Source organism: Pengzhenrongella sicca (assembly GCF_017569225.1).
Taxonomy (GTDB): domain Bacteria; phylum Actinomycetota; class Actinomycetes; order Actinomycetales; family Cellulomonadaceae; genus Pengzhenrongella; species Pengzhenrongella sicca.
Map to the genome: position 1 here is coordinate 210,707 of NZ_CP071868.1, position 18,373 is coordinate 229,079.

Below are 18,373 nucleotides of genomic sequence, written 5' to 3' on the forward strand. Positions count from 1 at the left end.
CGGGCACCGAGGTACGGGCCCGGGGCCGTTCCCGCTGGTAGGAGAACGCTCGCGCCGGACCTGCCCGCGTCGACCGCCTCGCGGGCAAGTATGGGTGTTTTGTCGGAGGCGAACAAGGATGAAGTCGACGGCGCCCGACGCGGTGTCGGCCGGCCGGCCGTGCGGCGCCCGGTCACCGCGGGTCGGTGGCCGAGGCGACCAGGGGGGTGAGGCGGACCCCCCAGGACACCCGCGCGAGGACCGCGTTGCGGCCCGCGGCGTCGAGCGGCCCGAGCGCCAGGGCGGCGCGCACCGCTGGGGCCCACTCGTCCCGGGTGCGGCACAGCAGCACCCGTTCGCCCTCGACGGCCACGGGCGGCAGGTCCGTCGCGACCACCGGGAGGCCGGCGGCGAGGTACTCGTACATCTTCAGGGGCGACATCGCGCGGGTCATCGGGGTGTCGTGATGAGGGATCAGGCCCACCCGCGCGGCGCTGACCACCTCGACCAGCTCGCGCTGGCCGAGCGAGCCCGTGAGGGTCACGCCGTCCATGGCCTCCAGGCGCGCGCGCTGCTCCGGGTCGAAGCACGGCCCGACGACGACGACCTCGGGCACGGCCTTGAGCACCTCGGCGAACAGGCTGTCGTCGACGCGACCCTCGACGGACCCGGCGTACACCGCGTACGGGCCCCGCTCGGTCCACTTGTTCGCCGCGGGTACCTCGCGCGGGGCCCAGAGCTCGGCGTCGACCCCGTTGGGCAGGGTCCGCGCCCGGCCGGGCGCGATCCGCTCGGAGAGCTCGTCCGAGATGGTGAAGATGTCGTCGCACCGGTCGCGGATGCGCCGGTAGGCCTCCTCGTACGCGGGCGACCAGGCGCGTCGCTTGGTGCCGTGCACGAAGTCGTCCTGGCCGACGTAGACCAGGCGGGTGATCCAGGGGGCGTCCGCGAAGGCCGCGACGAACGGGTCGTAGGTGATCAGCGCGGCGCCGTCCGTGGCCGACAGCCCGGCGGCCGCGCCGACCCGGCGGGCGTACCGGCGGAACTGGACCTCGAGGCCCGGCACGTCGAGCGGATCGGCGCGGCGCAGCCGGCGCGGGCTGATGCGGCGCACCGGCTTGCCGCGCACCGACAGCGTCTGCCGGGTCTTGAGCGTGCGTCGCCGGGCGACCTGGACCGGCCAGGACCGCCACGGGTCGGAGACGATCAGCCGGCCGACGTCGGCGCTCTCGGCCAGCGCGATCAGCGCGCGGTCCGGCGGGCGGCAGAACTCCCGGTCGACGATGTCGTCGACCGTCTCGAGGACGAGGGCGAGCACGACGGTTGGTTTGCGCAGTTTGTCACCCATGGTCAGAGAGTATGACGGGTGCGGCGCCGACCGGGGCCAGCCGGACGAGGAATCCGGCTGGCCGCAGTCGCCGGTGCCCTCAGTCGTCGGTGTACTGGACCTCGATCGGCAGCCCGGACGCGTCCAGGACGTTGTCCGCCCCCATCGGCACCCGCAGGGGGGTGAGCACCGAGCAGTTGTACCGCGTGGTGGCGCCGAACCGGTTGGCTCGCACGACGATGTTGGAGGACGCGATGGCCTCATGGATGTTGATGGTGCAGTTCCCGCCGTCGAGGTAGTTGTTCTCGACGAGCACGTTCGTGCTGAACATCGCGCCGGTCTCGCTGCCGAGCATCAGCGCCGAGTTGGTGAAGTCGCCCGTCGCGGTGGTGCGGGGGTCGAGGGTGTTGCCGCGGATGACGATGTTCTGGGCCGAGATGCCCTGGATCGCATCCGGGTGCAGGGCGCCGATGCGGACCATGTCGTGGATCCAGCTGGCCTCGATGGTGATGTCGGTGCCGAGGCGGACGCCGTCGCCGACGCCGTGGATGTTCGCCCGCCGGATCGTCGTGCGCGAGGCGTCCACGCCGATGTCGGTGAGCCCGCCGCCGTCGATCTCGACGTCCTCGAGCAGCAGCCCGGAGCGGACGCCGTCCATCCTGACGGCGCGGTGCTTGATCGAGTCCAGGCAGGTGATGCGGGTGTTGCGGATGGTGACGTTGTCGGCGAGCACGGTCACGCAGCCGGCCACGTCGAGGCCGTCGATCACCGTGCCCGGCTCCGTGATCGACAACGGCCCGCTGGGGGTCAGGACCGTCCCGGCCGGCACGCCGGTGTTCGTCGGGCCCGGGCGCGGGACCGGGACTGGCTCGATCGGGATCGGGATCGGGGTGGGGTCGATGGGGGCGGGCTGGGGGGCCACGAACAGGATGACGGCGATGTTCCGCCACGGGCTGCCGGGCGTCGTGACCCGCATCGTGAGCTTCGTGCGGCCCGAGAGCCCGCGCAGGTCGACGTTGACCGTCCCGAGCCAGTAGCCGTCGCGGGCCTCGATCGTCTGGTCGGACGCCACCCGCTTGCTGTTGAGGAAGAGGTCCAGGGCCGTGGCGGGGGTGGAGGACCAGAGCTCGAGCGGGAGGACGTGGTCGGGCAGCGTCTTGCCGGCGACGTTGACGCCGAGGTAACGGATCTGGTCGGGCGTGACCGCGGCCGCGCTCGGCAGCCATGCGGTCAGCAGGACCGCGGCGGCAGCCCCGGCGACGATCGTTCGCAGGCTGCGCAGGCGGAGTCGGCGATGTCTCATGGGTGGTCTGCTCCTTGGTGAGGGCTGTCCTTACTGAACCCATCGGCCCCGCGCCTGGCGCGATGAGGACAGCCGCCCGCGCCAGTGCTCGGCGCCGAGCGGTAGCTCCCCGCCCGCCCGCCCGCGAGCGGTGCCGCGCGGGCGGCGGGAAGCGGTGGACCCCTGGACCGACGAGCCGGTCAGCGCCCACTTCCTAGTCAGCCAGGACGGCCGGGGCCGGTCAACCCCGGTCGCCTCCACACGTCCGTCCGCACCGGAGTGAGATTCGTCACACCCGGGCGCTGCTGTCGCGGTCGGCGCAAGTTCGCCCGTCCCATTGCGCCCGATATGCACGACGTGCTGGATATAGTCACCTCCACGTCGCAGCCGCCGTGCCCATGCCCTCATCTGGGCGACACCGAGCGGCGCTTGCCGCCTGACCGCGACATCAGGGAGCCGCTTGTGCCGAGTCCTCGCCGACCGAACCGCGCCCGGCCGCCGCTCGGCGGCGCGCCGGTGCGGGCCCGCGGCCGGCGCTGCCTCGCCGGGCTCGCCGTCCTTGCCGGGCTGCTGGTCCTCGGCGGCTGCGCGGGCGACGCCCCGCCGCCCGCCCCGGCGCCGTCCTGGTCGCCGCTCGACTCCGCGACCGACCGGCCGGGCCCGGCCAGCACGGGCGTCCCCGCCGGCGTGGTGCTCACGCCCAGCGAGGGCGTGCGGGTCACCGAGGACGGCGCGGTGCTCGACGGCCTCGACGTGGCCGGCTGCGTGGTGGTGGCGGCCGACGACGTGACCATCCGCAACTCCCGCATCACCTGCCTCGACGCGCCCAACGACCGCGCCGTCGTCTACGACGGCTCGCGCACCGGGCTCGTCCTCGAGGACGTCGAGATCGACGGCGGCGGGCGCACCGACATCGGGGTGGACACCTCGAGCACGACGATCCGGCGCGCGAACATCCATGGCGTGAACGACGGCGTCCGCCTCGGCATCGGGGTCACCGTCGAGGCCAGCTGGATCCACGACCTGACCCGCATCGGCGAGCTGCACCCGGACGCGATCCAGGGCATCTCCGCGCAGGACATCGTCATCCGCGGCAACACCCTCGACCCCCGCAACGCCGTGACCGGCGATCGCGGGAACGCCGCGATCATGCTCGGCAGCGAGACGGGACCCAAGGTGAGCAAGAACGTCGTGATCGAGGGCAACTGGATCAACGGCGGCAACTACTCGATCAACATCCGCGAGGACATCGTCGCCGAGGGCTTCGAGATCCGGGACAACCGGTTCGGCACCGACACGACGTACGGACCGATCCTGATGCGCAGCACGGTCACGCTCGGCACCGGGAACGTGATGGACGCGACTGAGGCGCCCGTCCAGGCCGTCACCCGGGACGGCTGACGGCTATGGCGGCGTCACTGCGTCACGCGACCGGCACGCCTGTTGCCGGCGAGGACGAGGTCCTCGAAGGTGAGCGCGTCGGCCTCGCGCATCAGCGCCAGGCCGCGCTCGCTGCCGACCTGGGCGATCTGCTCCTGGTGGTCGTCGATGTGCTCGTCGTGGGCGAGCCGGCGCGGCACGAGCACCGGCACCTTCCCCGCCTCGAGGCAGCGCAGGAACGTCCCGACGCCCGCGTGGGAGACGACGACGTCCGCGCGGTCGATCTCCTGCTGGAACTCGGCGTCGGGCATCACGGCGCGGGCGTCGATGTCGAGGTCGGACGTCTCGGTGCAGCCCGTCTGCCAGACGATCGTGCAGTCGGCCGGAACGATCTCGAGGATGCGGTCGACGAGGCGGCGGAACTGCCACGGGCGCGCGGTGCCCAGCGTGACGAAGATCCGCTTCGGGACGCGGTCGGCGCCATCCTCGGCCGCCCGGAACGAGTCGAGCAGGCTGTAGCGGTAGGACCAGTGCGTGTCGGCGTTCGCGGGGTACTGGGTGAAGCAGTCCACCCAGGGCAGTCGCGAGAGCACGCGGCCGGCCACCGACGGGCCCGCGGGCCGCGCGAGGCTCTCGACGAAGGTCGGGCGCGCACCCACGAGCGGCGCGAGGGGGAGCGCAGTCAGGGCCAGCGCCGCGCCCGTGCTGTACACCCGGTCGACGTGGTGTCGGCGCAGTGCGGTCAGCACCTCGGGCGTGCGCCGCAGGACGGTCAGCCAGTCCCGGGCCTCCACCGGCGGCACGAAGACGACCCGCCGTTCGTCGCGGAGCAGGCTCTCGCTCTGCGCGGTGCGGTGGGTGATCCACAGGGCGTCACGGTGGCGATCAGGCTCGAGGAACGGCACCATCAGGGTCATCTGGACGAGGTGGCCCCCGGTCGTAGCGACGAAGGCGGGAACATGGACGTTGGCTCGGAGCACGGCGCCACTGTGGCACCCCGGACGGACCTGGATCAACAGGAGGTCTCGCCCGCGACCCGGACGGATGACGGCCCGCCGGCCGAGATCGACGTCTCGATCATCATCGTGACGTACAACGCGGGCGACTACGTGCGCGCCTGCCTGCAGACGCTGCTCGGCGTCGGCCGGCCGGCGGCGCGGTTCGAGGTGATCGTCGTCGACAACGCCTCCACGCCGCCGCTCGCGCCGCTCCTGCGCGAGTATCTCGACGAGTCCTCGATCGTCGCCCTCGAGGAGAACATCGGCTTCGGCCGGGCGTGCAACCTCGGCGCGGAGCGCGCCCGGGGGCGGCACGTCCTGCTCCTCAACCCCGACGCCGAGGTCCGCGGCGGCACCATCGACGCGCTCATCCGTGCCGCCGACGCCGAGCCCCGCGCCGGGGTGCTCGGCGGCCGAACAGTCACCCGAACGGGCGAGGTCGACCCGCACTCGTGCTGGGGTGCCCCGACCCTGTGGAGCTCGTTCTGCTTCGCGACGGCCCTGAGCACGGTGTTCGCGCGGTCGGCCCTCTTCGACCCCGAGTCGCTCGGAAAGTGGGCCCGCGACAGCGTGCGCGACGTCGACGTGGTGACCGGCTCGCTCCTGCTCGTCCCGATGCCCGTGTGGCGGGAGGTCGGCGGCTTCGACCCGGCGTACTTCATGTATGCCGAGGACGCCGACCTGTGCCGGCGCATCCGGCGCACCGGGCGGCGCGTGTGGATCACCCCCGACGCCGTGGCCCTGCACAGCGGCGGCGCATCCTCGAGCTCCGGAGACAAGACGGTGATGCTCATGAAGGGCCGCGTGACCTACGCGCGCAAGCACTTCGGCCGCGTCCAGGGCCCGGTGATCAGGGCGCTGCTGCTGGCCGGCGTGGCGCTGCGTGGCCAGGGGTTCCGGCTGCTCGGGCGCCGGGACGTGGGCTGGGTGGCCGCGTGGGCCCGGCGGGACGAGTGGCGTCACGGCTACCAGCTCGGCGCGGAGGCGACCCGATGACGGTCGCCTTGGTCGCCACGGTCCCGCACGCTGGGCACCGGCTCTACGAGCAGCGGCTCGCCGCGGCCCTCGCGGTGCACACGCGGGTCGCCTACCTCGAGCCTCCGACGTCGCCCCGGTCGTGGGCCGCGCTGCGCGCGGGCGGCTCGCTGGTCGACGGCGGGCAGACCCTCGTCCAGCCCGCGTGGACGGTGCCGTTCACGCGACGCCTGCGGCTCGGACGGCTGCGCGAGGCCGTCGCCGCGCGCGCCGCCGCCCGCGCGATCGGGCACCTCGGGCAGGAGCCCTCCGCCGTCGTCTTCACCGAGCCGAGCGGCGCGCTGCGCGCCTTCCCGCGCGCTCGGAAGGTGCTCCTCATCAAGGACGACTACGTGGCCGGGGCGCACCTGCTCGGCCAGGAGCCGGGCGCGGTCGAGGCACGGCTGCGGCGCTCGATCGCGATGGCCGACGCCGTCGTGGCGGTCTCGCCGGTCCTGCGCGAGCGGCTGCGGCGGTACGGGGTGGACGCGCAGGTCATCCCGGCCGGCTGCACGCCGGCCGCGCCCGAGGTCGGGGCGGGGACCGGTGCGCGGAGCTCGCGCGCGCCGCTGGCCGCGTTCATCGGCGGCGTCTCGCCGCGGGTGCTGCCCGGCCACCTGCAGGCGGTGCTCGACGCCGGCTGCGACCTCGTCGTCGTCGGCGGGATGTCCCGCAACTTCGCGCCGGGCCCGCAGCGGACCGCGATCGAGGCGCTGCTCGCCCACCCGCGCGTCCAGTGGCGCGGTCACGTGAGCGCCGACGAGGTCACGGCCGTCCTGGCCGACGCCGATCTCGGCCTGGTGCCGTACGACGACAGCTCCTTCAATGCGGCGAGCTTCCCGCTGAAGATCCTCGAGTACCTGGGCGCGGGGCTGCCCGTCGTGTCGACGCCGCTGCCCGCCGTCGAGTGGATCGACACCCCGCAGATCCGGGTCGAGCGCGACGCGGCGGCGTTCGGAGCCGCCGCGGCCCACCTCGCGCGCGCGGTCACCCCGGGCACGCGGGCGGCCTGCCGCGCCGTGGCCGGCGAGCACACGTGGGAGCGCCGGGCGCAGGCGTGGCTCGCCGTCCTGGGCGACCGCGACGGTCAGCCGCAGCGGGGGGTCGCGCGATGAGCGCGACGATCATCATTCCGGCCCACGACGAGGAGGCCGTGATCACGCGCTGCCTCGACACGCTGAGCGCGGGCGCCGCGCCGGGCGAGTGGCAGGTCGTCGTGGCGGCGAACGGCTGCACGGACCGGACGGTCGAGCTCGCGCGCCGGCACCCGTCGGCGCCGCTGGTGCTCGACCTGGCCGCCCCCGGCAAGCCCGCCGCGCTCAACGCCGCCGACGCCGTCGCGACCGGCTTCCCGCGGATCTACCTCGACGCCGACATCCAGGTCCCGGCCGACACGATCCGCGCCCTCGTCGCGACCCTCGCCGAGCCCGGCGTCCGGGTCGCCGCGCCCGCCGCGGCGTTCCGCACCGAGGGGTGCTCCGCCCTCGTGCGCTCGTACTACCGGATCTGGCGGGGGCTCCCGTTCCTGCACGAGGCCCACGTCGGGTCGGGCATCTTCGCCGTGGATCGCGAGGGCCACGAACGCGTCGCGCCGTTCCCGGCGATCGTGGCCGAGGACGAGTACGTGCGCCGGTCGTTCCGGGCCTCGGAGCGCCGCACGAGCCCCGGCACGTTCGACGTGCGCGTCGCCCGCACGATCGGCGCCCTCGTGCGCCGGGGCACCCGGACCCGGGCCGGCAACCGCGAGCTCGCCGCGCTGGCGGCGCTGCCGGCGCCGGTGGCCCCGGCCTCGAGCCGCGCGTACGTCCTCGCGCGCGCGCGCTCGCCGCGCGAGCTGCCGCACGTGGTCGTCTTCCTCGCGGTCACGGTCGCCGTCCGCGTCCTGAGCGAGCTCAAGCTGCGGCGCGGGGACACGCGCTGGGAACGCGACGACTCCAGCCGCACGCACCCCGACGGCTCGACCCCGGCGGCCGCCCGGCCCGCCTCTCCCGCGCCGGCCCCTGCGCCGGCGCGCACCGCTGTACCCGACCCCGACGGAATGGAATCACCGTGAATGTTGTGAGCGTGTTCGCAGCCGTCGCCCGACGGTGGTACGTCGCCGTGCTGATCCTCGGCGTGACCGCGTACGGAACGGTCCAGCTGTGGTCCGAGGCCGTTCCCGAGTTCACGTCCTCGAGCGTGCTCAGCGTCGTCGCGACCCCGTCGTACCTGGCCGTCCAGCAGTCGGAGGACCCCGCCGTCATCGTGACCAACCCCTACGGCGCCGGGACGACGACGCTCGCGAGCCTGCTCGCGGACAGCGTCGCGAACGGCAACGTCGTGCTCGCGCCCGACGGCGACGCCGTCGTGACCGTCGAGACGAGTGTGCTCCGCGCCGAGAGCTTCTTCACGGTCGAGGCGACGGCGCCGACGGCGGACGCCGCGCTCGCGGCGATGCTCGCGGTCGAGGCCCAGGCCCCGACGATCCTGGCCGAGATCCAGCAGCGCGCGGGCGCGCCGGCCGACCAGCTGTCCACCGCGATCCTGTCCCGGGCGCCGGGCGCGCCCGCAGAGGCCTATCCCGACCGGTCCCGGGTGGCGATCGGCGCCGCGCTCGCGGGCCTGCTCGTCACGGCCCTGCTGTGCGTGCTCATCGACGGCGCCGTGCGCCGCGTCCGGCGCGGGCGCAGGAGCGGCGCCCCGGCCCCGGCGCCGGCTCCCGCGCCGCCGGCCGAGCGCACCGCCCAGGCCGAGCGGCCCCGCTCGCACGCGCGGGCCGACGCCGGCGACTGACGTCGGGCAGCGCCGTCGGCCGCGCCCTCGGGCCGCGCGGGGCGCGCCTAGATGACTGATTCCAAGGGTTCAGTGGTCTCGAGGGGTTCGCGGCTCAGAAGGGTGGGTCGTCGGGCTGGGGTGTGTGCAACCAGGGTCGGTCGGGTGGCGGGGGTTCGGGGTTGGCGTCGACGGAGGGCCGTTTGTAGCGGTGTTTGGTTGGTGAGGTCCACCAGGTGTCGCCGGTGGTGGTGTCGAGGTCGGGGTGCCAGCCGCCGTAGGTCTTGGCCCGGTGATGGTGACGACACAGCGAGTGCAGGTTCTCCGGACAGGTCTGCCCGCCAAGATCGGGATGCTCGTGGTCGTAGGGGTCGCGGTGGTCCAGGTCGCATCGCCACGCCGGCATCCGGCACCCCACGAACGTGCACGTTGTGTCCCGGGCCAGGACGGTGCCGGTCAGGTCGGCGCCGGGCCGGTACCCGCGCGGCCCGATCCCCGTCACGCACCCGGTGGCGGGGTCGGTGAAGATCCGCCGCCACGTCGCGTCCGCCGCGATCGCCCGCACCAGATCCGCGGGGATCGGCCCGTACCCGGCCAGCTCCCCGGGCACCTCATCCAACCCCAACAACGTCGTCGCAGCCGCGGTCACCTGCAGGTGCGGGCGACGCCCCTGCTCCGTCTTCAAGACCCCGCCAGCCTTCGGAGTCCCGCCAGCCTGACCCGCCTGCCCGGGCTCCTGTCCCGCTGTGCCGGGTAGTGCGGTGGTGGGGGCGATGCCGTTGTCGAGGATGTCGGTGCAGAGGTCGGTCAGGGCGTCCGCGCGCCGGGCCGCGATCCCGCGTGGGTCGGCGGGGTCGGCGGAGGCGGCGATGGCGTCGATCGCGGTGTAGATCGTCATCGCGTCCTTGGCGGGTAGGTATGCGGTCAACCACGCCATCACCCCCGGCGCCGGGCTGACCCGCACATACCGGTCGGCGGCGTCGCGGGCGCGCCGTTCGGCGACGGCGGCCGGGTTCACGGTCAGCTCGACCTTGCGCAGGCGCGCCTTCAACGCCGGCACCGTCAAACCCGCCGCGACCGGCAGCACCGCGTCCAGGACGGCGGCGGCCGCGTCGTCGTCGAGGTGCCCGACGCCGTCGACCAGGGCGGTGGCCTTGCGGTGATCGATCACCCCGGCCGCCAACGCCTCATTCACCGCGGGCCAGGCCGCCAGCGAGGTGCCGAGACTGACCTTTGCCTCCGCCACCGACCGGGTCATCACCAGCACCGACGCGACCTCATCACCCACGAACTCACCCAGACGCTGGGCGTCGCGGCGGCGGGCGAGCTCGGCGATCATCTCGCCCTGCCGCGCCGCAGCCAGTGAGGTGACGCGTTCCCAGGCGGCGATCGCCTCGATCAACACCGCATCATGCACATCCCCCGGGCACAGACCCTCGAGCAGGTCCACCAACGGTGAGCCCGGCGCGTGCCCGAGCAGGGCCTCGGCCAATGCGATCTGATCGATCGGCCCCGCGATGCAGGACCCCGCGGCCGCGGCCTGCGCCAACGCCGCCCCCGCCTCCGCCATCACCCGCCCGAGCAACAGCCCGAACGTCACATCCACCGAGACCGATGTGGCGCCCGCGACCGCCGGGCCGGCCCCCGCCGGGCCCCCCGTTACCTCGTCATCGCTCGGTTCGAACATGTGTACAGACTAGGACGGACCACCCACACGCACCCCACCCCGATCGCCCCGGAACCGAACAGTGCAGCAACTCTGTGGAATCAGTCATCGAGTCGGGCTGCGGCGTGCGGCCGGGCCCTCGGGTGGCGTGGTCAGGCCGCGCGACTCGCCTGCTCGGCCGGGGCCGCCGCGTCGGGCGCGCCGTCGCGGCGGCGCGGCACGCCGATCCCGACGAGGCCGAGCAGAAGGAAGGCGATAAACGTCGCCTGCTGGAAAGAGAAGATGTCGAACGTCCCTGCGGCGACGCCGAGGCCGAGCAGCCCGGCGCACAGCGCGCCGTTCAGGCTGCGCTCCGCGGAGCCCCGCGGCAGGCGGGACGCGCTGTGCGCGGCGAGGGCGGCCCCGCCGCCGAGGAGCACGACCATGCCCAGCATGCCGACGAGCCCGTCGCGGACCAGGGTGCCGAGCCACTGGTTGTCGAGCACGCTGACGGTGGTGCGCTCGAACAACGGGCCGTTGCCCAGCCACGGGGACTCCTCGAACTGCGCGATGACGCTCGAGTAGTCGTTCAGCCGGCCCTGGATGCTGTTGTCGCTGGAGCTGTTGAGCACGAGGTCGGACAGGATGCCGACGATCTCGGGGGCGAGCACGACGCCCCCGACCGCGATCGCCGCGCCGATGACGAGGACCGTCCACCGGTGGGCCGGGCGCAGGAAGACGAGCATCACGCACGTGGTCACGACCACCGTCAGCAGCCCGGACCGGGAGAAGCCCAGCGGGATGCCGAGCAGCACCACGACGGCGCCCGCCGCCGCCCCGAGCCGCGCGGCCTTGGACCGGGCGTGCACGGCGAGATGGATCATCAGCGGGAGGACGATCGCGAGCACGACGGAGTACTCCAGCGGGCTCGAGGTCGAGCCGGAGACCCGGTTCATCCCGAGCCGGTCGACCACCCCCATCGGCGGGACGACGGTGGTCGTGAACGGCAGCCGGATGACCTCCGACCAGGCGTTGATCACCCCGAAGTACTGCAGCGCGCCGACGCTCACGCACACCACCGCACCCACCGCGAGCAGGCCGACGAGCACATGCGCCAGGCGGAGATCGTCGACGATCGACGCCGCCAGCAGGGCGAGCCCGGTCCCGGAGACGACGATGAGCACCGAGCGGTTGATCTCCGCGCTCTCGGGGCCGGTCATCGTGTGCAGGTGCGCCGTTGCCCACGCGAAGACGATGAAGGCCAGGTAGGCGACCGCGATCGCGGCGACCGGCCGCGGCCAGCGCCGCTCGTCGACGCGCAGGAAGGCCGCGAGCACCAGGAAGAACGCGAGGAGCCCCAGCAACCGCAGGGGGGTTCCGTTGGACCGTAGCGGCCCGACGAGGGCGAGCTCTCCCGGCAGGATGAGAAACAGGGCGTACGCGCACCAGAGCACGGCCACGGGCCGGCGTGCACGGACGGTCGGGGCAGAGCTCGGAGCTGGGCTGAGTGGCTGCAAGGCCGGGTTCTCCCCGCGGTCGGGTGGCGTCCAGTCGGGGCACCTTATCCGCTTTTGCCCTGATCGCACCGACGGGCTCGGGTGAAAGGCAGTGACACGCCCTCGTCACCGAGTGTTCACACAACCGATCCGGCCCAAATCTCGCAATCGGCCAGACCCGCGCTACCTTGGTAACTGCACGCAGTCCACTTTGCCCCGCATTCAGCCGACGACGCCCTTGGCGTCGCCTGGGTGTCAGGTGAGGAGAACCCCGTGAGAGTGGCTCTGGCACACGACTACTTGACCCAGCATGGCGGCGCCGAGCGAGTCGCGCTGCTGCTGACCCGGATCTTTCCGGGCGCACCGCTGTACACCAGCGTGTACAGCTCCGGGAGCACCTACGAGGGCTTCAAGGACGTCGAGGTTCGCACGTCGCGCCTGCAGCGCGTGGGCGCGTTCCGTCGCGATCCCCGCCTCGCGCTGCTCGCGCTGCCGCACGCGTGGCGGTCGATGCACGTGGCCGACGCGGACGTCGTCATCGCCAGCTCGACCGGCTGGTCCCACGGCATCTCGGTGCCCGCGCACACCCGCAAGGTCGTCTACTGCCACAACCCGCCGCGCTGGCTCTACCAGCCGGGGGACTACATGCCGAACCGCTACCTGCGGGGCGTCGTGTCCGCGGCGACGCCGTACCTCAAGGGGTGGGACCGCTCGGCGGCCGCGTCGGCCGACCTCTACGTCGTCAACTCCACCAGCGTGGCCCGGCGGGTCAAGGCCGCCTACGGCATCGAGGCGGAGGTGCTGCACCCGCCCGTCGCGATGGACGCCGACGCCGAGCAGGAGCCGGTGCCCGGCATCGAGCCCGGCTACTGGCTGACGATCGCCCGCGGGCGCGGGTACAAGAACACCCAGGCCGTCATCGACGGCACCCGGGCCCTGCCGGGCGCGCGCCTGGTGATCGCGGGGAGCGCCAGCCGGGAGCTCGGCGCCGGCGAGGACCACGTGAGCGCGGTCGGGATCGTGTCCGACGCCCAGCTGCGGTGGCTGTACGCGAACGCCCGCGGGCTCGTGTCCGTCTCGCAGGAGGACTTCGGGCTGACGCCGCTCGAGGCCAACGCGTTCGGCACGCCGGTCGCCGTCCTGCGGGCTGGTGGCTTCCTCGACAGCACGGCGGAGGGCGTCTCCGGGACGTTCATCGAGGCCCCCACGGCGAACGCGGTGCGGGACACCCTGCGCGACTTCCCGGAGTTCACCCCGGAGCTGGTGCGCAAGCACGCCGCCAACTTCTCCGAGGACGTCTTCTCGGCCCGGCTGCGGGAGATCGCCTCGTTCGCCCTCGTCTAGCAGCGGGACCTCTCGTCTAGCAGCGGCCCGCTCGTGGAGCAGCGGCCTGCTCAGCCCGCGCCGGCGCCGGCGTCAAGCCAGACCGCGGTCGCCGGCGGGACGGTGGCGCCGTCCGCCCCGAGCGGTCCGGACGCGGCCGCCAGCACCGCCCCCGTCCCGGCGGGCAGCAACCGGGCCAGCGCCCACGCGCGCGCCGACGCGTTGAGCACGACGAGCACCCCGGCCCGCCGCAGCACGAGGGTGCCGGGCGGCGACGGCAGCCACTGGACGGCGTCGTCCGCCGCGGACCAGAGCGCGCGGCGCGCGGCGATCGCCCGGTGCAGCACGCCCCACGGCGAGCCCGGGTCCGCCTCCTGGGCGTCGCGGGCCCGCGCTCCCCAGCCCGGCGGCGTCGGCAGCCACGGGCGCCCGGCGGTGAACCCGTGCCCGGGGGCGTCGTCGGTCCACGGCAGCGGGATGCGCGCGCCGTCGCGGCTGGGCAGCCGCCCGTGCGTGCGCACCGCCTGCGGGTCCTGCCAGTCGGCCGGCGCCACCGCGACCTGCGGGAGGCCGAGCTCGTCGCCGGCGTACAGGTAGAACGCGCCGGGCAGCGCGAGCAGGAACAGGTGCAGGGCGAGTGCGGCGGCCCGGCCACGCCCGGTCGCGACGCGCGTCGAGTCGTGGTTGCCCAGCACCCAGGCCGGCAGCGCGCCGACCCGCCCGTGGGCGTCGAGCTGCGTGGTCACGGCGCGCCGGATCGCCGCCGCGGACCACGGGGCGCCGAGCAGCGAGAACGCGAACGCCTGGCCGAGCTCGTCGGCGCGCGCGAACGCCGCCGTCCGGTCCGGCGGCCCCCACGCCTCCGCGACCGCGAACAGGTCGGGCCGCGCGGCGTCGAGCACGTCCCGCCACGAGCGGTAGATGCGGTGCACCTCGGGCCGGTCCCAGTGCGGGTGCGGGGCGCCGCGGCGCACCTCGCCGTAGGCGGGGTCTTTCGCGAGCCCGCCCGCGACGTCGACCCGGAACCCGTCGACCCCCCGCGCCGCCCAGAACCGGAGCGTGGCCGCGAAGTCCGACCGGACGTCGTCGTCGGCCCAGTTGAGGTCGGGCTGCTCGGGCGCGAACAGGTGCAGGTACCACTCGCCGTCGGGCAGGCGCGTCCAGGCCGGACCCCCGAACATGGAGGTCCACCCCGTCGGCGGCAGCTCCCCGCCGGGCCCGCGCCCCGGCCGCACGTGGAACCGGCGCCGGGCCGGCGAGCCGGGCGGGGCGGCGACCGCCGCGCGGAACCACGGGTGCTCGCTCGAGACGTGGTTGGGCACGAGGTCGACGACGACGCCGAGCCCGAGCGCGTGCGCCCGCGCCAGGAGAGCGTCGAAGGCCGCGAGGTCGCCGAACAGCGGGTCCACGCCGCGGTGGTCCGCGACGTCGTACCCGTGGTCGGCCTGCGGCGACGGGTAGAACGGCGTGAGCCAGAGCGCGTCGACCCCGAGGCGGGCCACCGCGTCGAGGTGCGCGGTGACCCCCGCGAGGTCGCCGACGCCGTCGCCGTCGGAGTCCGCGAACGAGCGGACGTAGACCTGGTAGACGACGGCGCGGCGCCACCAGCCCGGCGGGCGGGACCGGGGCGCCGCCGGGGTGGCCGCCCGCGTCAGGGGTTCACGGCCGGCCGTCGGCGTACCCGGCGCCGAACTCCTCCATCGCGATGAGCGGGCGGACCGTGCGTTCGACCGCCCCGCGCGTGAACGCCGTCTTGAGCATGTCCTTGCCGAGGACGTTGCCGAGCACGCCCATGACGATGCCCTGGTCGAGGGACAGGTAGCGCTGCGCCTGGGTGTTGCTGCGGACGGCGACGGCGTCGTAGAAGCCGCCGGTGCCGTACGCCCCGAGGGTCGTCTCGATCCTCGTCAGGTTGTCCATCGACTCGCGCGGCGCGTACGGCAGCGCGAGGAACGCCGCGTGCGGGGTCACCACGCCGTCGCCGAACGTCGGCTCGGGCTGGCCCGGGGCCGGGTTGGTGGCCGGGCGGCACTGGTCGTAGCCCAGGTCGACGTTCGTCTTCTCCTCGTCGGAGTAGTAGCCCTCGGGGTTCATGCCGATCTGGTCCACGCCGTACTCGCGGTAGCCGCCGAACGGGTCGCTCGCGGGCGAGAAGCCCCAGAAGCCGTAGCCGGCCTGGTCCATGCCGTGCTGGATCTGCGCGCGGACGGCGAGCGGGTGGTTGACGCCCCAGCTCTTCGGGCCCCACGTCGCCTCGGGGACGAACAGGTCGGGCATGAGCTCCTCGAACATGGTGCCGCCCCAGGTCGGGACGATGTTCATGCCGCGATACGGGAAGGCGCCCTCGAAGACGTCGACGCCGAGGTAGCTCTTCGTCTCGCCGACCGGCCGGGTCTCGAGCCAGGACCAGTCGCAGCTGGCCGGGAACGTCCGGCTCGTGGCGAAGTAGGCCTCGGCGGGGATCTGGCCGCGCGCGATGCCGATGTACGTCACGATGCGCGGTTCGGAGTTGAGGATGTCGTAGTGGTGGCAGGTGAACTGGACCGCGGTGCCGTTCGCGAGGGTGCCCGGGCACGCCGTGCCGCTCGGCGGGTCGGCCCAGAAGCCGCCGTAGACCATGCCGGGCCGCTCGCCCCCGAACTGGTTCAGGTCGTAGAACGCGCCGAAGTCCATCCCCGCGAGCACCCGGTCGGCCTGCCGGCGCACGGCCGGCTCGGCGGCGCGCACGACCATCAGGGCCGCCGCGAACCACCCGTTGTCGACGCTCGACAGGAACGGGTCGATCGTCTCGCCGCTGGCTGGGAACGTCGTGAGCTTGGCGCCCGTCGACTCGTCGTACCAGTTGTAGAACATGCCGCTCGGCTCGTGCCGCTCCATCCCCTCGATCGTCGTGAGGGTCTGCCGGAGCCGCTTCGTGGCCTCGCGGGAGCTGATCAGGTCGAGCTCCTCGGCCACGACGGTGCTCCACAGGTACGCGCCGATGTTGGTCGGCGAGGTGTAGCCGGACCGGGAGGCGGCGTCGAGGTCGCCCTCGATGTTGTCGGCCGGCAGCCCGGTCGTCTCGTCGGTCATCGCCGCGAACGACGCCCAGGTGTCGGCGGCCCAGCGCTTGAGCTCGGCGCGGTCGGCCCGGGTCAGGCCGGCACCGCCCGGGCGGGAGTCCTCGCGTGGCCCGCCGGCGATCGCGGGGGTGGCCGCGGCGGCCAGCAGGCAAGCCGCGGTGGCGGCGGCGAGCAGGGGACGGAGTCTCATCGTTGAGCCCTTCACTTGATGCCGGTGGTGGCGATTCCCTGGATGATGTGCTTCTGCAAGATGAGGAAGACGAGCACGACGGGCGCGACGACGGCGACGGCGCCGGCGAGCATCAGGCCGTAGTTGTTCTCGTTCTGGCCCACGCTGTACAGCGCGAGCGCGACGGGCAGCGTGTACTTGTCCTCGCTGCTCGCGACGACCAGGGGCCAGAGGAAGTTGTTCCACGACCCGAGGAACGTCAGGATGCCGAGCGTCGCCAGGGCGGGCTTGCACAGCGGCAGGATGATCTGGGCGAAGATGCGGAACTCGCCCGCCCCGTCGATCCGGCCGGCGTCGATGAGCTCGTCGGGCAGGGCGCTGATGAACTGCCGCATGAGGAACACCCCGAACGGTCCCGCCAGGAACGGCAGGATCAGGCCGGCGTACGTGTCGACCAGGCCGAGCCGGCTGACCAGCACGAACAGCGGGACGAGCATCACGATGCCGGGGATCATCATCGTGCCGAGCACGATCCGGAACAGCCAGGCGCGGCCCCAGAAGTCGATCTTGGCGAAGGCGTAGCCGAGCATCGAGCAGAACACGAGGTTGCCGAGCGTCACGAACACCGCGACGACGGCCGAGTTGGTGAAGAACTGCGGGAAGTCCAACCGCGTGAACAGCTCAGTGAAGTTCTCGAGCGTGAACGTCTGCGGCCACCAGGTCGGCGGGTTCGCCCGGATCTCCGCCTCGGGCTTGAGCGAGCTCAACGCCATCCAGACGAACGGCGTGACCATGACCACGAGGCCGACGCCGAGGGTGAGGTACAGCCACCACTGCGGCCGCGCCTCGCCGATGGCGACGGTCCTTGTCTTGTTCTGCTTGACGGCAGGCGTCGAGGTCGGGTCCTGCGTGTCGCGCATGACGGTGCTCATCGCGCGCTCCCCTCGCGTTCGGTCGTCTGTCGGGCTTTCCTGCGGGGCCGGGGATCACGCTCGGTGAGCAGGCGGAACTGGAGCAGGGTGAGCAGCACGATCGCGAGGAAGAGCAGGTAGCTCATCGCGGACGCGATGCCGTAGTTGCCGAACCCGAACTGCCGGTAGATGTAGAGCGAGACCGACAGCGTGCTGTTCAGCGGGCCGCCGCCGTTGGTCATCACGAGCGGCTCCTCGAACAGCTGGAGGTACCCGATGCCGGTCAGGACCGCGCCGAACAGCAGCGTCGGGCGCATGATCGGGACGGTGATGAGGCGCAGGCGCTGCACGGCGTTCGCGCCGTCGAGCGCAGCAGCCTCGTGCAGGGACGCGGGCACGCCCTGCAGCCCGGCGAGGAAGATGACGATGAGCGTGCCCATGGAGCGCCACACCGCCATCAGGATCATCGCGGGCATGGACCAGTTCGGGTCGCCGAGCCAGTTGGGCCCGTCGATCCCGAACCAGCCGAGAACGACGTTGATGATGCCGTTGTCGTCCTTGAGCAGGAAGCGCCACACGACCGCGACGGCGACGATCGACGTCACGACCGGCATGAAGTACCCGACCCGGAAGAAGCCGGACAGGCGCGTGATGCCCGTGTTCAGGGCGAGCGCGACCATGAGCGAGACGAACATGACGACCGGGACGCCGACCACCACGAAGTAGCCGGTGTTGCGTGCCGCCTGCCAGAACAGGGGGTCCGCGAGCACCGTCGCGAAGTTGTCGAGCCCGACGAAGTTCACGTTGAACGGGTTCTGAAGGTCCCGGCTCTTGATGTCGGTCACGCTCATCAGGAGCGACGAGATGACCGGCCACGCCGTGAACACGAGGAAGAGCAGGACGAACGGGGCGGCGAAGCCCCAGGCGGCGATGCTGCGACGGCGGCGCAACGGCGTCGAGCGTCGGACGGGGGCCGCGCCCCGCCCCGGGCTGTCGGCCGGAGCGGGGACGCGCGCAGCGGTGCTGGTGGCCATGG

15 protein-coding genes are annotated in these 18,373 nt (G+C 73.2%); 6 read left to right on the top strand and 9 right to left on the bottom strand.

What is annotated here, in order from left to right; translation table 11 throughout:
- Nucleotides 1-172 precede the first annotated feature (172 nt).
- Nucleotides 173-1,327, bottom strand: a complete 1,155-nt coding sequence (locus J4E96_RS00895) for a glycosyltransferase (protein ID WP_227423942.1) — start codon at nt 1,325-1,327, stop codon at nt 173-175.
- A gap of 79 nt (nt 1,328-1,406) precedes the next feature.
- Nucleotides 1,407-2,609, bottom strand: coding sequence for a right-handed parallel beta-helix repeat-containing protein (locus tag J4E96_RS00900; RefSeq protein WP_227423943.1), 1,203 nt, complete (start codon nt 2,607-2,609; stop codon nt 1,407-1,409).
- Between the two features lie 441 nt (nt 2,610-3,050).
- On the opposite strand from J4E96_RS00900, the gene J4E96_RS00905 reads away from it, so the two are divergent.
- A complete protein-coding gene (locus J4E96_RS00905; protein WP_227423944.1) occupies nt 3,051-3,989 on the top strand; it encodes a right-handed parallel beta-helix repeat-containing protein in 939 nt (312 codons plus the stop codon).
- Nucleotides 3,990-4,003: 14 nt separating this feature from the next.
- Here the strand turns inward: J4E96_RS00905 and J4E96_RS00910 are convergent, their stop codons facing one another.
- The gene (locus tag J4E96_RS00910; protein ID WP_227423945.1) at nt 4,004-4,948 is read right to left on the bottom strand and encodes a glycosyltransferase; all 945 of its coding nucleotides are present in this window, start codon (nt 4,946-4,948) and stop codon (nt 4,004-4,006) included.
- Here J4E96_RS00910 and J4E96_RS00915 point away from each other — a divergent pair.
- From J4E96_RS00915 to J4E96_RS00930, 4 genes are read left to right on the top strand one after another with little or no spacing between them, the layout of a single operon-like run.
- The gene (locus tag J4E96_RS00915; protein ID WP_227423946.1) at nt 4,928-5,962 is read left to right on the top strand and encodes a glycosyltransferase family 2 protein; all 1,035 of its coding nucleotides are present in this window, start codon (nt 4,928-4,930) and stop codon (nt 5,960-5,962) included. The two genes, J4E96_RS00910 and J4E96_RS00915, sit on opposite strands and share 21 nt — an antisense overlap.
- The gene (locus J4E96_RS00920) at nt 5,959-7,095 is read left to right on the top strand and encodes a glycosyltransferase (protein WP_227423947.1); all 1,137 of its coding nucleotides are present in this window, start codon (nt 5,959-5,961) and stop codon (nt 7,093-7,095) included. The genes J4E96_RS00915 and J4E96_RS00920 overlap by 4 nt, the downstream gene beginning before the upstream one ends.
- A complete protein-coding gene (locus J4E96_RS00925) occupies nt 7,092-8,033 on the top strand; it encodes a glycosyltransferase family 2 protein (RefSeq protein ID WP_227423948.1) in 942 nt (313 codons plus the stop codon). Before J4E96_RS00920 ends, J4E96_RS00925 begins: the two co-directional genes overlap by 4 nt.
- A 5-nt stretch (nt 8,034-8,038) precedes the next feature.
- Nucleotides 8,039-8,752 carry a hypothetical protein gene (locus J4E96_RS00930; protein WP_227423949.1) on the top strand — a complete coding sequence of 238 codons (714 nt, stop codon included), beginning with the start codon at nt 8,039-8,041 and terminating at the stop codon, nt 8,750-8,752.
- A 94-nt stretch (nt 8,753-8,846) separates the two neighbouring features.
- On the opposite strand, the gene J4E96_RS00935 is transcribed toward J4E96_RS00930, so the two are convergent.
- Nucleotides 8,847-10,418 carry an HNH endonuclease signature motif containing protein gene (locus J4E96_RS00935; protein ID WP_227423950.1) on the bottom strand — a complete coding sequence of 524 codons (1,572 nt, stop codon included), beginning with the start codon at nt 10,416-10,418 and terminating at the stop codon, nt 8,847-8,849.
- Between the two features lie 131 nt (nt 10,419-10,549).
- Nucleotides 10,550-11,836 (bottom strand): O-antigen ligase family protein, encoded by a 1,287-nt coding sequence (locus tag J4E96_RS00940; RefSeq protein ID WP_227423951.1) that lies wholly within the window; start codon nt 11,834-11,836, stop codon nt 10,550-10,552.
- Between the two features lie 309 nt (nt 11,837-12,145).
- Between J4E96_RS00940 and J4E96_RS00945 the strand changes: the two genes are divergently transcribed.
- A complete protein-coding gene (locus tag J4E96_RS00945; protein WP_227423952.1) occupies nt 12,146-13,216 on the top strand; it encodes a glycosyltransferase in 1,071 nt (356 codons plus the stop codon).
- A 50-nt stretch (nt 13,217-13,266) separates the two neighbouring features.
- On the opposite strand, the gene J4E96_RS00950 is transcribed toward J4E96_RS00945, so the two are convergent.
- Genes J4E96_RS00950 through J4E96_RS00965 form a run of 4 tightly spaced genes read right to left on the bottom strand, consistent with a single transcriptional unit; the run spans nt 13,267 to nt 18,371 of the window.
- Nucleotides 13,267-14,850 (bottom strand): alpha-amylase family glycosyl hydrolase, encoded by a 1,584-nt coding sequence (locus J4E96_RS00950; RefSeq protein WP_227425612.1) that lies wholly within the window; start codon nt 14,848-14,850, stop codon nt 13,267-13,269.
- A gap of 4 nt (nt 14,851-14,854) precedes the next feature.
- Nucleotides 14,855-16,447: a glucoamylase family protein gene (locus J4E96_RS00955; RefSeq protein ID WP_227423953.1), complete on the bottom strand. Its 1,593-nt coding sequence runs from the start codon at nt 16,445-16,447 to the stop codon at nt 14,855-14,857.
- 11 nt (nt 16,448-16,458) lie between these two features.
- Nucleotides 16,459-17,358, bottom strand: a complete 900-nt coding sequence (locus J4E96_RS00960) for a carbohydrate ABC transporter permease (protein ID WP_227423954.1) — start codon at nt 17,356-17,358, stop codon at nt 16,459-16,461.
- Nucleotides 17,355-18,371: a carbohydrate ABC transporter permease gene (locus J4E96_RS00965; protein ID WP_227423955.1), complete on the bottom strand. Its 1,017-nt coding sequence runs from the start codon at nt 18,369-18,371 to the stop codon at nt 17,355-17,357. The genes J4E96_RS00960 and J4E96_RS00965 overlap by 4 nt, the downstream gene beginning before the upstream one ends.
- Nucleotides 18,372-18,373 lie beyond the last annotated feature (2 nt).